This window comes from Pseudoalteromonas sp. Angola-30, from assembly GCF_028599215.1.
GTDB lineage: Bacteria > Pseudomonadota > Gammaproteobacteria > Enterobacterales > Alteromonadaceae > Pseudoalteromonas > Pseudoalteromonas atlantica.
Genome location: NZ_JAQREI010000007.1, coordinates 42,027 through 56,069, shown reverse-complemented (window position 1 = coordinate 56,069; position 14,043 = coordinate 42,027). Strand labels below are relative to the sequence as shown.

Here is a 14,043-nt window from a genome sequence, read left to right as displayed (position 1 = left end):
CGTGACTACACCTGTCTATCAAAACTTTATTAACGGCCACTTCCTTGCAAACCAAAGTGGTGAAACTTTTGATGTAAAAAACCCAGCCACAGATGAAGTTATTTACTCGGTAGAAGTAGCCGACGAATTTATTCAAAACGCGGCTATCGAAAGTGCAAAACAAGGCTTTGCTCAATGGTCAAAAATGAGCCCAATAGAACGTAGCCGTATTTTATTAAAAGCGGTTGCTTTATTGCGTGAGCGTAATGATGAGCTTGCCTTAGTTGAAGTGCTTGATACAGGTAAACCAATGCAAGAAGCTAACTGCGTTGATATAGAAACAGGCGCAGATGTAATTGAATACTTTGCAGGCCTAGCACCAGCGCAAGTTGGCCAGCAGCAAATGGTTGGCGAAGACTTTTACTATACCCGCAAAGAGCCACTAGGCATTTGTGCTGGTATTGGTGCATGGAACTACCCGCTGCAAATTGCATGTTGGAAATCGGGCCCTGCCCTTGCCGCAGGTAATGCGTTTATTTTTAAACCTTCAGAAGAAACCCCTTTAGGTGCTATTAAACTAGCTGAAATTTTTGTTGAAGCAGGCGTACCTGCCGGCGTATTTAACGTTGTGCAAGGTGCGGGTGATGTAGGTCAGTGGTTAACCTCTCACAGTGAAATAGACAAAGTGTCGTTTACTGGTGAAGTAGGCACAGGTAAAAAAGTAGTGGCAAGCGCTGCCGGTACATTAAAAGACGTAACAATGGAATTAGGTGGTAAATCACCTTTATTAGTGTTTGAAGATGCCAATATTGAGCAAGCAGTCAGTGCTGCCATGCTAGGTAACTTTTATACGCAAGGCGAAATTTGTACTAACTGTACCCGTATTTATGTTCATAAAAATGTCTATCAACAATTTATTGATGAGCTTAAAACACGTACTGAGCAAAATATTATTGCCGGCGACCCACAAGATTTAAATACTAACTTTGGGGCATTAATTTCTAAAAAGCATCAAGAATTGGTAATGAGCTACATAGAAAGTGGCTTGGCCGAAGGTGCAACACTACTTACTGGCGGTAAAACTCTTTCTCCTGAATCAGCGCCTAATGGCTACTTTGTAGCACCTACGGTATTTACCGATTGCAACGATGACATGACTATTGTTAAAGAAGAAATTTTTGGCCCAGTTATGAGCGTGCTTGTTTTTGAAGACGAAGACGATGTTATCGCCCGTGCAAATGGTACACACCTTGGCTTAGCTGCAGGCGTATTTACTAGCGATATTAAACGTGCACACCGTGTTATTCACCAATTAGAAGCCGGTATTTGTTGGATTAATGCTTATGGTAATTCACCTGCTGAAATGCCTGTCGGTGGTTACAAGCAATCAGGTATTGGCCGTGAAAATGGCATAGAAACGCTTGATCATTATACGCAAACTAAGTCTATTTATGTGGGCATGGCCGACATAGAAAGTCCGTTTTAAGGTGGCAACTATGAGTAACACTTACGACTATATTATTGTTGGCGCCGGTTCTGCAGGTTGTGTACTTGCAAATCGCTTATCTGAAGATACAAACAATAAAGTGCTATTGCTAGAAACCGGTGGTAGCGATAAAAGTATATTTATAAAAATGCCAACTGCGCTCTCTATTCCTATGAATACAGATAAATACGCATGGCAATTTCACACTCAACCAGAGCCGTATTTAGATAACCGAGAAATGCACTGCCCACGCGGTAAAGTGTTAGGCGGTTCGTCATCAATTAATGGCATGGTATATGTACGTGGCCACGCGAAAGATTTTGACGAGTGGCAGCAACACGGTGCTAACGGCTGGGATTATCAGTCGTGCTTACCTTACTTTAAAAAAGCAGAAAGCTTTTATTTAGGTGAAAATGCGCACCGTGGTGGCACAGGCCCGCTTGGCGTTAATAACGGTAACGAAATGCAAAACCCGCTTTACACCACCTTTATAAAAGCAGGTGTAGAAGCAGGGTATGCACACACAGGCGACTACAACGCAGCTCAGCAAGAAGGCTTTGGCCCGATGCACATGACTGTTAAAGACGGTGTGCGCAGTTCGGCCTCGCGCGAGTATTTAGACCCAGTAAAATCACGCAGTAACCTAACAGTTATTACAGGTGCTTTAGCACAAAAAGTGATTTTAGAAGGCAAAAAAGCCACAGGCATTGAGTACACAGTAAATGGCACTCTTAAAACGGCGCATGCGACTAAAGACGTTGTATTAAGTGCAGGTCCAATTGGCTCACCTCATATTTTACAGCTTTCGGGGATTGGCGATAAAGCCATACTTGAAGAAGCCGGTGTTGAGGTAAAGCATCATTTACCAGGCGTAGGTCAAAACTTACAAGATCATCTTGAGTTTTACTTTCAGTACAAGTGTAAACAACCTATTACCTTAAACGGTAAATTAGGTCTTATTTCAAAAGGCTTAATTGGCGCTAAATGGCTACTGACCCGAAAAGGCTTAGGTGCAACAAACCACTTTGAGTCGTGTGCGTTTATTCGCTCAAAACCAGACGTTGAATGGCCAGATATTCAGTACCACTTTTTACCAGCGGCGATGCGCTACGATGGGCGCAGTGCATTTGCGGGTCATGGTTTTCAGGTGCATGTAGGTCATAACAAACCTAAAAGCCGTGGTAGTGTCACTATTCAATCAGCTAATCCTGAGCAACCGCCAAAAATTTTATTTAACTACTTACAGCATAAAGACGATATTGAAGGTTTTAGAGCGTGTGTGCGCCTAACTCGCGACATTATTGAGCAAAGTGCATTTGATGACTACCGCGATGAAGAAATTCAACCAGGTAAGCACATTCAAACCGACGAAGAAATAGATGCCTTTGTACGCCAAGCAGTAGAAAGTGCCTATCACCCGTCTTGTTCTTGCAAAATGGGCGAAGATGACATGGCCGTGGTTAATTCTAATACCCAAGTTCACGGTATTGAAGGGCTGCGTGTTGTTGACTCGTCAATCTTCCCTACGGTGCCAAATGGCAACTTAAATGCCCCTACAATTATGGTTGCAGAAAAAGCAGCTGATCTAATTTTAGGTAAAACCCCACTTACACAGGCATCGGTAAACGTTGCCATGAGCAGTAATTGGCAAACATCGCAACGTAATAGCGAGATTTAATTAAGCCATAACGTGCCTAACACTATGTAGGGCACGTTCAACTTGCAGTGGCTCACGGCGTAAATTGGTTACGCGGTGTTTGTGCAAGTAATAAAACAAAAACGGAGAACTTATGAGTTACTTTTATTCATTTTGGGAGGGCGATAATGACTATATGGCTTAGTGCTGGCATTATATTTACGCTACTTGCTGTTATTACTATTTTATTTAAATGGGGTAACGTACGCGTAGTAGGCGTAACACCAGTGAGAACTTTTACCTTTATCGCAATCTTATTTACCTCAGGCCTAGACGTTGGCCTAATCATGTTTCCATTAACCGAATTTGCAGGTTATGCAGACATAAAAGCAAGCCCAGAATACGCGTTTGCAAACCCACTGGCTATTGAGTTTGGCTATTGGGGATTCTTGATCTGGGGATTTTACTTTCTTACGTGCTTTTATTTCTGTGTAATAGAGCCCAAAGTTAAATTTTTCGAAATTTCATGGGTTAAGTTCATTAATAACGTAGTTATTATTGGCACATGTGCCTTTACGGCTTACCTACTGCTTTCTAACTTACCCTGGTACTTACCAGAGCTAGGCGATGGTTCGAGCGTTATACCTACCTTCTACTTTATTGTATTTGCAGCTATTTGCTTTGCTGTGTACTCAAGTACAGATATTAAATACGTGCGCTTTTTAAGTATTTCTACAACGTGGTTATTTATCGCATTAATTGCCTTTATGTGGGCAGGTGCCTTTGTCGTTGGTGACAGCGAAATGTCGGCATTTACCAATAACCTTGCTGAAATTGGTACTTACTTTGCCAATATAAATCAGTTTGTTTTACCGCTTAATGACTACCATGAATTTTATCTATTTTGGTGGTTTGCGTGGAGCATTATGATTGGTCAATTTACGTCTCGTTTTGTAGGCGGCCTTAAAACATACCAAGTATTAGGTGCAATGTTGATATTTCCATCTATTCCGATTGCGATTTGGTTTAGCGTACTTTATCACTACCACGAAATGGGTATTTCAACAGCGGGTATTAAAAACTTTGCCATGGTATTTGTTGGGATAGTGTTTGTTATTAATTCGCTTGATTCATTAATACGCTTATACACAGATAACCTTAACTTAACGGTTAAACGTTTAGGTAAAATGAACTATATGATACTCAATATTGTTGCCCTTTCGTTACTAACCCTATTGTTTAAGCTTGAGTTTTTACAAATTCAATGGGTTGGCGCGTTAGTAATTGCACTGTTTTTTGGTTGTGCTGCGTTTATTGGCTACAGCAAATTTAAAACGGTTAACAATATAGACAGTTCGCCAAAAGCAAACAAAATAGATTACACAAAAATAGAAACTGTACATTAGGGATCAACAATGAATAACAAACTAAAACAACTAGCAGTAGCGCTACCTTTCGCTCTTTTATCAACTACGGTGTCAGCTAACTGGTCAACAACCATTACAGCAGCATCTGACTATACTTTTAACGGTGTAACACAAACTGATAACGACCCTGCAATTCAAGCAAGCCTTGATTACGCGTTCGACAGCGGTGTGTACGCAGGTGCATGGGCATCTAATGTAGATTTTGGTGATGACACTGATTTTGAACTTGATGCCTACCTAGGTAAATACGTGCAATTAACTGACACGGTTAGCGCTGATTACGGTATTGCTTATTACACATACCAAGGTAATAACAGCGACGGTAACTACGCCGAAGCCTACACAAAATTTGGCTATGCAAGTGAGTATGGTCAAACAGAGCTAAACTTTTGGTATAGCTGGGATTACTTTGGTACAGGCGCTGGCCATGTTATTTCTATGATTGCCCACACCTTTGAAATTGCCCCGAATCATGCCATTCGTGCAAGCTTTGATATTTCTAATTCGCTTGATGGCGAAAAATGGGCATGGGATGTAAACCAAAAGAAATCATACAAACATTACCGCCTAGCGTACCAAACTAGCTACGAAGGCTTTGGTATTGAGATTGCTGCTGAAGACACAAGCCTAGATTACGATTACGCTGATGAGCGTATAGTACTTGCTATATCACGCACATTCGATTTATAAAATTGTAGCTGTTAGATTCTACAAACAAAAATGCCACTTTTAAAAGTGGCATTTTTTTTACTAAATTTTAAGGCTGTAGTCCTAAAGAACTTAGTTTTATTTAGGGGCAATTAAGCACAATATAGGGTTTAACATTTCGCGGCCTGAATAGCTGCACCAGTGAATGCTCAAGTTAATCGCTATCGGTAGGGGCAATTTAATACCATAGCATGGGCCTAAAACCCTACATAAGCTATTAAATTACCTATAATAAACAGGCTCTAACTTTCTATTTCCCACGCGCTGGTGCCCGCTGCAGATAAGTTAGCCGTATTTTTACGTAAAACTTTGTTACCCACATTGATAGATGATTGAGGGCGACTAACCAAATAGCCTTGCACAGAGCTTACTCCAATGCGTTTTACAAGTTCAAACTGCTCGATTTCTTCTACGCCCTCAGCCACTATTTTAAGTCCTAACTTTTGACCTAACTCGCTAATCGTATTAAGGATGTCATTATACTTTGGACTTTTATCGGCTTGAGAGATAAACGAGCGATCTATTTTTATTACATCAATGGGCAAATCAGCCAATGTACTTAATGAACTAAAGCCGGTACCAAAATCGTCAATAGCAATTGTCACACCTTCTGCACGAAGCCGTTCAAGCTCTTCAATCATACTTTTACTGGCTTTAATAAACGTAGACTCTGTTATTTCTAGCATTAAAGAATGCGATGGCAGCCCTGTGTTTTTTAGGTTTTTCATTATCCAATCGTACACTGAGCGGTGTTTTAGTTGCACACCCGATACATTAACCGAAATTTTTACTTTGCGCATACCGGCATTATGCCATGCTGCCATTTGCCTACACGACTCATGCATAATCCAATCGCCAAGCTCTAAAATAAGGTTAGACTCTTCGGCAATAGGTATAAACTCCGCCGGTGAAATCATCCCTTCTATAGGATGTTCCCAGCGTGTAAGCGCTTCAAAATAATCTATCATGCAATCTTCTACATGCACGATAGGTTGAAAAGATAAGTAAAAGTCTTTACACGCAACCGCCAAACGCAGCTCTTCTAATAAATAGTGATAGCGGCGCATTTTATTACCCATCTCTGGGGAGTACACTTTAAAAATGCCTTTACCATCGCTTTTTGCACGGTACATTGCCACATCGGCCAATTGCAATAATGCTTGTGGGGTTGATGCGCTCTCTGGGTACGCCGCTATACCAATACTGGCGCTAATTTTTATTATTTTATTACCCAGTACAAAGTCTTTTTCAAGTTCACTGAGTACGTGCTTAGCAATATCGACCACTTTATTATCGGTATCTACTGACTCAATAAAAATTGAAAATTCGTCACCGCCTAAACGTGATAAATTTTGCTCTAACTGATTCGCCTCGTTAATATTACTTAACTTATGATGGCGTAATACGTTGGCTAAGCGCGTAGCAACCTGCACCAAAATTTCATCACCAAAGCTGTGGCCAAACGAGTCATTTACCTGTTTAAAGCCATCTAGGTCAATAAACAACAAGGCGCATTTAAGCTGCTCTTCGTCAGTAAAATTTATTTGCCTATCTATATGCTCAATATAAGCATGGCGGTCAATGAGCAAGGTTAGCTTATCTTGGCAGATACTTGTTTGTGTTTGCTTTAAATAATTAGCGACATGGGTATTTAAATTGTTTATTGACTGGCTTAAATTACCCAGCCCTGATGGGTTGTCGTGTTGGGGTTGTAGGTTAAAGGCTACAAGCAATTGATTAGCGTTGTTATTCAGTTGTGCAATTTGATGCTGATAAGATATTTTTTTACGCTCTTTACGAATAATTGTAAAGCCAACAAACAATACCATACACACCAATATAAAGTTTATTGGCGACGTTAGCGTCATTAAAATAAGCTTTGTTGCGTTTGCAGCGATAAATTCCGTGTCGGTAGTTTTAACTAACAAAAAATCGGCAGAAGGCTGGTGTATTAAATAGTGCCCATTGAGCATAGGGTTATACCAAGGCGCCATTTCGAGCGTTGTATCTACAATATCAAAGTGGCGTAAATCTATATCAGGGTTGAATAAATTAATGCGGTTAATTTGGTTTGTTAGTTCGATGTTTAAACAAAAGCAAAACAAGATAAATACAAAAAAAATGCCGCTTAAGGGTTTAAATTTATTCATCAACAAAATCCATCTAAATTACTTATCCTATAAACCCGTTACTAAAATACGATTATATCGCCTATTTTTAGTACTAAGCAAGCCATAGCACAGTCCTTATTCATTGAAATTTTTAGAACTGTACTCAAAAAGAATAAATTAATGCTTAATAATTAACTAATTATAGAGTGTGATGAATAAAAATAAACCTTAAGCTTAAAATGTTTGAAAAAACTAATATTACAAGTATTTAATACATACCATCGATTAGTTCGATAATTTTTTCTTTCGCGTCTATAAACTTATCCAAACCACCGCCGGTGCGATAAGATGCTTGCGCAATTTTTTTATTGGTTTGAGCGTCTGTAACCCAAATATTCGCGTATGACATGTACAACGCTAAATCCCAATGCCAGTTAGCCACGTAATAAGCAACGGCATTACACCCTGCGATGTCAGCATTAGGTAATTCAGTTTGATACTCCTGATGTTTCAATACATAGTTAGCAGCAATTACACGTGTTTTGACGTTATGTTTTGCAAACCCTTCTTCCATTGCTGTGACAACGCCTTCTTTAACTGCCTTATGCTCAGCTATACATACTACTTCTGGTTTCACAGTGTCAAAGCGAGTTATATCTTGCTTAGCAGCACAACCCGCTAGGGTTGCTACCATTGCAGCTGCGATAGTTATTTTTATTTTTTTCATATTCATCCTTTTAATGGTTATTTAAAGTTGCCATGCATAGCTCACTTTTGTAAAAAATGTACGTTGATCTCTTTCAACGTGTTTTAGGGAATCGTCTTGATAGCTTTTATCTGAGTAGCCTAAATAAAATAATGTTTGAGCATTAATTTTGTACGAGTAAACTAATTGGCTGCCATAGTCTTTATTAATGTGGCTAACTTGGTAGTAGTAGGCGTCTTTATTCCTATCAATGTCTTCAAATTGCAATATAAGCTTGAGCATAGCGCGCATGCTAAATTTATAATAAAGCCTAAAATCTAATAAGTTAGCAGTATAAACTCGCTCCCCTTCAGGGTTATCTAAAACGCTGTAGTTATGCGTAGCGTCTACTTGCCAATGATCGTTTATATCCCACGTAACTTGTGTTTGCGTAGCATACGAATCACCAATTTGCTCATTGGCGTAATCAATGCGGCTGCCATACTCACCATAAAACGAAAGCCATATATTATTTTTAGGTTTAAAGCCCGTATAAACAAAGCCAATATTTTGGTTATAAAAAGCATCATTATAGTTTTCATAACGATGCAGTAAGCCAATTTCAAAAATAGACTGCTTTTGCCCTTTTAATGTTATAAACCCTTGGTATTCTTCTTCAAGTAGGTCGCCATTTTGTGCCCATGTTTTATCCCAATCAGCCTCATAAGACCATGACGTTAATAAGCCAGACTCATCTGCATACCAGGTTTGCCCGCCCCCAAAGCCTACGTTCTCATAATCTACTTTTTCTTGATAACCTAAGTCAGTACGATAGTCTTTACCTATGTTTTCGTAGCTGGCAAACAAATTGTAGTCACGTTTATCACGGGTAAACTCTATAGCGTACGCTTCATCAGATTGAGTTTTAGATAAGTTATAGTTACTTGTTAAAAAATCAGAGTTTTTAGAATCTGTTGTAGCTACCTGGTAGGTCAACAGATCTGATTGATTAAACCAATAGCTGCCATCGACAGAAAGCACTGTATTGTAGTAATCATCGCTTTCGCGGTGAGTCGTACTTAGCCCTATAGTGCCTTGTTGGCCAATATCGTATTGATAACGCGCTGCTGCTGCATGGGTTTTATCCTCTAAAATTGCAAAACCAGAGCCTTGATTTGTAGGCAATAAAATATTGCTATTATTGTCATCGGCATACATAAATGCATAGCTATGTTGCCCTGTTTTACCTGTTAATTTTGCCCCTACTTCAGGCTCTGCAATAGTGCGGGTATACAATAGTTCAAATAAACTGCTTTTAAAGTAGGATGCGCCATCTAAAAAAAATGGTCGTTTTTCTGCATAATAAATTGAGTAGGTGGTATTTACATCAAGGGCTAACGCATCACTTTCTATTTGCGAAAAATCTGGGTTTATAGTGGCATTAATTACCGCATCTTGTGTAACCCCCCAGCGTAAATCAAGGCCAGCTTCGGTGTCTATATCGCCATTATCCCACGGCCCTGGCAAGGTAGGTTTTGAATCATTTCTGAGCGCCGTAAGTGTAGGCGTTAGTTGCAGATTTTTACTGGCTTTTATATTTTTAAAACCATTTAATTTATCAAACTGACATAAACTGCATTTTATATCTCGGTCAAACCCCATATTTGAAAGCTGATACAGTACATCACGTTGGTAATTTCGCATAAGGGCAAAGCCCCATGTTAAATCTGTTTTATTTTCAGGAAATCTTAGCGCTTTAAAAGGTATACGCATTTCAACCACAAACCCTTGGTCGGTAATTTGCCCTGCGCTATCCCATATTGCATCCCAAGACGGGTCTGATTGCCAGCCATCGGTGTCACTCATCCGCGTATCACCTTGCGCACCCAATGGGTTTACATAAAATTCGTAAGCTGAACGTTCGTCGTTAAAAGTGTCAATAATTAAAATAACCGTATCATCTTGCCAAAGCGTATCTCTGTCACGTAGTGACGCTGTAATTTCGCTCGGCTGTGGATCTTCGGCTACAAAAGCAACATATAAGTTGCTGCCATCTTCATACATGTAAGCATCGGTTTTAACCGGTGGGGTGCCCTTTTCGTTAGGCTCATCTTGAAATGCTATAGGAACTAAAGTGGCATTTTGCCAGTGGGGTTCATCAAGTACGCCATCTACAGTAATATCTGCATTTATATGTACAAGAGAATGCTGCTGTTTTTCACTGGCATAAAGGTGGTTAGAAAATAAAAGTGCTAATAAGAAGGGGAATAAAGCACTGCATTGTTTTTTTATAATTATTAAGTACTGCATAAACATCCATTTAGACGTGTTTACCCTTAAAAGGTAAACTTATTTATGCAGTGTAATTTAAGTCAGTACATTTGTTAATAGTTTGATACTAAAAACAATAGCTTTTTTAACTAATTAATATTAAAGGCTTAATTTAAAAGCTAGGTTTCAATTAATTTAAGCTTATTAGCCACGCCATTCCAACTATCGGCATCATTAGGCGCTGGTTTTACCTCAACAATGCGTGGCCACACCAATGCAAGCTCAGCATTAAGCTCGGTAAACTCTTTTTGGTCTTCTGGCAGCTCGTCTTCTTGGTAAATTGCTTCAGCTGGGCACTCTGGTACGCATAATCCACAATCTATGCAATCAATAGGGCTTATTGCTAAAAAGTTAGGGCCTTCGTAAAAGGCATCTGCAGGGCACACTGCCACACAATCTGTGTATTTACACTTAATACAGTTTTCGGTGACCACAAACGCCATAATAGTTTAAACCTAGTAATTAATTATTTAAAGCGAGGATCATACCCAACCCCATTAAAAACACAATAAATATGTGCCATCTGCGGTCAATTTAACGTAATATATGCGCCCTTAATGTATAGCCATTACGTGCCCTACACTTCTTATTGTGAGCGGATAATATTACCGCTAAGACACCTAAAAGAGATAACAATGATACGTTTAACCGAAATAAAGCTGCCGCTTGATCATAACGAAGACGCTATAGGCCAAGCCATAGTTGATAAACTAAAAATACAGCCAGCGCAGCTACACAGCTACAATGTGTTTAAACGTGGGTACGATGCACGTAAAAAAACGGCTATTTTACTTATTTATACCCTCGATATTGAAGTAGATAACGAAGAAGCGCTGTTAAACGCATTTGCTAAAGATCAGCACGTAAAACCTGCCCCTGATACCTCATACAAATTTGTTGCCCACGCCCCCGCTAACCTTACTGAGAGACCTGTAGTAATTGGCTTTGGCCCGTGTGGATTATTTGCGGGCTTAGTGCTGGCTCAAATGGGTTTTAACCCTATTATTTTAGAGCGCGGTAAAGAAGTACGCGAACGCACCAAAGACACCTTTGGCTTTTGGCGTAAACGCACCCTTAATACAGAGTCTAACGTGCAATTTGGCGAGGGTGGCGCAGGTACATTTTCAGACGGTAAACTATACAGCCAAGTAAAAGATCCAAAACATTACGGGCGTAAAGTTATCACCGAATTTGTAGAAGCCGGCGCACCAGATGAAATTTTATACGTAAGTAAGCCGCACATTGGTACGTTTAAACTTGTTACCATGATTGAAAAAATGCGCGCACGTATTATTGAACTTGGCGGCGAAATCCGCTTTAGTACGCGCGTAGACGACATTCATATAGATGATGGACAAGTAACAGGCTTAACGCTTTCAAACGGTGAAAAGCTAAATACCCGCCATGTAGTACTTGCTGTGGGACATAGCGCCCGTGATACCTTTAAAATGATTCACGATAAAGGCATTTACGTAGAAGCAAAACCGTTTTCTGTGGGCTTTAGAATCGAGCATAAGCAATCGATGATTGATGAGTGTCGTTTTGGGCCTAACGCGGGTAACCCCATTTTAGGCTCTGCTGATTATAAACTCGTTCACCATTGTGATAATGGCCGCACAGTTTACAGCTTTTGTATGTGCCCAGGAGGGACTGTTGTAGCCGCCACCTCTGAAGAAGGCCGCGTAGTAACAAACGGTATGAGCCAATACTCTCGTAGTGAGCGCAATGCAAATAGTGCCATTGTAGTAGGTATTACACCTGAAAAAGACTTCCCTGGTCACCCGCTTGCCGGCATTGATTTGCAACGTAAACTAGAAGAGCAAGCCTATGCATTAGGCGGTAGCAACTACGATGCACCAGCACAGTTAATTGGCGACTTTTTAAAAGGAAAAGCATCGGGCGATTTAGGTGATGTACAACCATCGTTTACACCAGGAATAAAACTCACCGATTTAGCAAATGTACTCCCGCAGTTTGCTATCGATGCAATACGCGAAGCCATACCTGCATTTAATAAGCAGATTCGTGGTTTTTCTACAAACGACGGTTTATTAACAGGGGTAGAAACCCGTACATCATCACCTATTAGTATCAAGCGCGATAAAAGCTTCCAAAGCATAAATACTAAAGGTTTATACCCAGCGGGTGAAGGCGCAGGTTACGCAGGTGGTATTTTATCTGCAGGTATTGATGGTATTAAAGCGGCTGAAGCCGTTGCACTCTCAATGTTAGAAAACGCTTAACCCTTTTAAATTATTAATCAAAAACCTCACTTAGTGAGGTTTTTTTGTTTACACCTTGAGCTAAATTGAGGCACAAAAAAACCTGAGTAAACCTCAGGTTTTTTATAAATGCTAAATTTTTTAAGCTTACTTTTTAAGGGTAAGCTTGGCGCCTTTTAAGCTTTTACGCACATTTGAAATACGTGAGCGATTTACCGCACGTGCTTCGCCTGTTGCTTGCCCTGTAGGCTTATTCGTACGGCTACGACGTAAATGCGCTGGTTTTTTACCTATTTTATCAATAAGTACTTCACGGCTACTTACTTCATAACCCTCTAAGTAAACACGTTTGATTTTTTGGCCAATTAACGACTCTATTTCAAACAAGGTGTTTTCTTCTTCGCGGCTTACAAACGAAATTGCTTGGCCTTGATTACCAGCACGACCTGTACGGCCAATGCGATGTACGTAATCTTCTGCAAGCCATGGTAAATCAATATTAATTACTCGTGGTAGGCCTTCAATATCAATACCACGCGCAGCAACTTCGGTAGCCACTAAAACACGTACTTTGCCTTCTTTAAATTCACGAAGTGCGCGTCGGCGGTTACCTTGCGATTTATCACCATGACATACAGTGGCAGGAATACCATCAAGGTTAAGTTCTTTAACCAGCTCATCCGCCGTTTCTTTCATGTTTACAAACACAAGTACCTGTTGCCAGTTCTTTTTACCAATCAGCTCAGAAAGCAGCTCTTGTTTACGGCGCTCTTCAACTGGGTACACAACATGCTGTACCGTACTTGCAGTACTATTAGTTTGATCTACGCGAACAATTTCAGGCTGTTTTAATACTTTTGCTGCAAACTGCTTAATAGCCGCTGGAAAAGTGGCTGAGAAAAGTAAAATTTGGCGCTGCTCGTCACAACTTTTAATAACACTTTGCATATCTTCAATAAAGCCCATATCAAGCATACGGTCGGCTTCATCAAGTACTAAGTGTTTAACACTTGCTAGGCTTAAATTACCTAAACGAATATGATCAAGTAAACGCCCTGGAGTTGCAACTACAACATCTACGCCGTCTTTAAGTGCATTTGCTTGGCCTGCGGTATTAACACCGCCAAATAGGCTCACTACTTTTAAAGCGGTATGTTTTGCATAGGCTTTAAAGTTATTTGCTATTTGCTCTGCCAGCTCACGAGTTGGCGCAAGCACTAACGCGTGCGGAGCATTGCTTGTGCTTAGCTCAGATTCAGTTAATTTTTGGATGATAGGTAAAGCAAACGCAGCCGTTTTACCTGTGCCTGTTTGGGCACTTGCTAAAACGTCTTTACCTTTACGAACAGCCGGAATAGCTGAACGCTGAATGGGCGTAAGGGTGTGGTAATTAAGTTCGTCTAACGCCTGAATAAGTTCAGGGGAAAAACTAAAAGATTTAAAATTCATGCTGTATAA

The 14,043-nt window shown here is 40.2% G+C and carries 10 protein-coding genes; 5 read left to right on the top strand and 5 right to left on the bottom strand.

The annotated features are described in order from the left end of the window. Position 1 precedes the first annotated feature (1 nt). From betB to PSH54_RS10870, 4 genes are all read left to right on the top strand, one after another. Positions 2–1,465, top strand: a complete 1,464-nt coding sequence (betB, locus tag PSH54_RS10885) for a betaine-aldehyde dehydrogenase (protein ID WP_273606130.1) — start codon at positions 2–4, stop codon at positions 1,463–1,465. Positions 1,466–1,475: 10 nt separating this feature from the next. Further along, entirely contained in the window at positions 1,476–3,143 is a 1,668-nt protein-coding gene (gene betA / locus PSH54_RS10880; protein ID WP_273606129.1) for a choline dehydrogenase, read from the top strand. Positions 3,144–3,289: 146 nt separating this feature from the next. After that, positions 3,290–4,507 (top strand): BCCT family transporter, encoded by a 1,218-nt coding sequence (locus tag PSH54_RS10875; protein ID WP_004586453.1) that lies wholly within the window; start codon positions 3,290–3,292, stop codon positions 4,505–4,507. A gap of 9 nt (positions 4,508–4,516) precedes the next feature. Further along, positions 4,517–5,218: a TorF family putative porin gene (locus PSH54_RS10870; protein ID WP_004586454.1), complete on the top strand. Its 702-nt coding sequence runs from the start codon at positions 4,517–4,519 to the stop codon at positions 5,216–5,218. A 260-nt stretch (positions 5,219–5,478) separates the two neighbouring features. On the opposite strand, the gene PSH54_RS10865 is transcribed toward PSH54_RS10870, so the two are convergent. The 4 genes from PSH54_RS10865 to fdxA form a co-directional block, all read right to left on the bottom strand. Next, the gene (locus tag PSH54_RS10865; RefSeq protein ID WP_273606128.1) at positions 5,479–7,386 is read right to left on the bottom strand and encodes a putative bifunctional diguanylate cyclase/phosphodiesterase; all 1,908 of its coding nucleotides are present in this window, start codon (positions 7,384–7,386) and stop codon (positions 5,479–5,481) included. Positions 7,387–7,615: 229 nt separating this feature from the next. Beyond that, the gene (locus PSH54_RS10860) at positions 7,616–8,074 is read right to left on the bottom strand and encodes an Sbal_3080 family lipoprotein (RefSeq protein WP_273606127.1); all 459 of its coding nucleotides are present in this window, start codon (positions 8,072–8,074) and stop codon (positions 7,616–7,618) included. Positions 8,075–8,095: 21 nt separating this feature from the next. After that, on the bottom strand, positions 8,096–10,342 hold the full coding sequence (locus tag PSH54_RS10855; RefSeq protein WP_273606125.1) for a carbohydrate binding family 9 domain-containing protein: 2,247 nt from the start codon (positions 10,340–10,342) through the stop codon (positions 8,096–8,098). A gap of 140 nt (positions 10,343–10,482) precedes the next feature. Beyond that, on the bottom strand, positions 10,483–10,806 hold the full coding sequence (gene fdxA, locus PSH54_RS10850; RefSeq protein ID WP_024031795.1) for a ferredoxin FdxA: 324 nt from the start codon (positions 10,804–10,806) through the stop codon (positions 10,483–10,485). 192 nt (positions 10,807–10,998) lie between these two features. On the opposite strand from fdxA, the gene PSH54_RS10845 reads away from it, so the two are divergent. Then, on the top strand, positions 10,999–12,606 hold the full coding sequence (locus PSH54_RS10845) for an NAD(P)/FAD-dependent oxidoreductase (protein ID WP_024031796.1): 1,608 nt from the start codon (positions 10,999–11,001) through the stop codon (positions 12,604–12,606). A 126-nt stretch (positions 12,607–12,732) separates the two neighbouring features. Here PSH54_RS10845 and PSH54_RS10840 read toward each other — a convergent pair whose 3' ends face one another. Then, the gene (locus tag PSH54_RS10840) at positions 12,733–14,034 is read right to left on the bottom strand and encodes a DEAD/DEAH box helicase (protein WP_004586461.1); all 1,302 of its coding nucleotides are present in this window, start codon (positions 14,032–14,034) and stop codon (positions 12,733–12,735) included. Positions 14,035–14,043: the final 9 nt, after the last annotated feature.

What these genes read in the sequence shown, in the direction of transcription:
- betA (WP_273606129.1), top strand. Translation starts at nt 1,476, where the DNA reads ATGAGTAACACTTACGACTATATTATTGTTGGCGCCGGTTCTGCAGGT.
- PSH54_RS10875 (WP_004586453.1), top strand. Translation starts at nt 3,290, where the DNA reads ATGACTATATGGCTTAGTGCTGGCATTATATTTACGCTACTTGCTGTT.
- PSH54_RS10870 (WP_004586454.1), top strand. Translation starts at nt 4,517, where the DNA reads ATGAATAACAAACTAAAACAACTAGCAGTAGCGCTACCTTTCGCTCTT.
- PSH54_RS10865 (WP_273606128.1), bottom strand. Translation starts at nt 7,386, where the DNA reads ATGAATAAATTTAAACCCTTAAGCGGCATTTTTTTTGTATTTATCTTG.
- PSH54_RS10860 (WP_273606127.1), bottom strand. Translation starts at nt 8,074, where the DNA reads ATGAAAAAAATAAAAATAACTATCGCAGCTGCAATGGTAGCAACCCTA.
- PSH54_RS10855 (WP_273606125.1), bottom strand. Translation starts at nt 10,342, where the DNA reads ATGCAGTACTTAATAATTATAAAAAAACAATGCAGTGCTTTATTCCCC.
- fdxA (WP_024031795.1), bottom strand. Translation starts at nt 10,806, where the DNA reads ATGGCGTTTGTGGTCACCGAAAACTGTATTAAGTGTAAATACACAGAT.
- PSH54_RS10845 (WP_024031796.1), top strand. Translation starts at nt 10,999, where the DNA reads ATGATACGTTTAACCGAAATAAAGCTGCCGCTTGATCATAACGAAGAC.
- PSH54_RS10840 (WP_004586461.1), bottom strand. Translation starts at nt 14,034, where the DNA reads ATGAATTTTAAATCTTTTAGTTTTTCCCCTGAACTTATTCAGGCGTTA.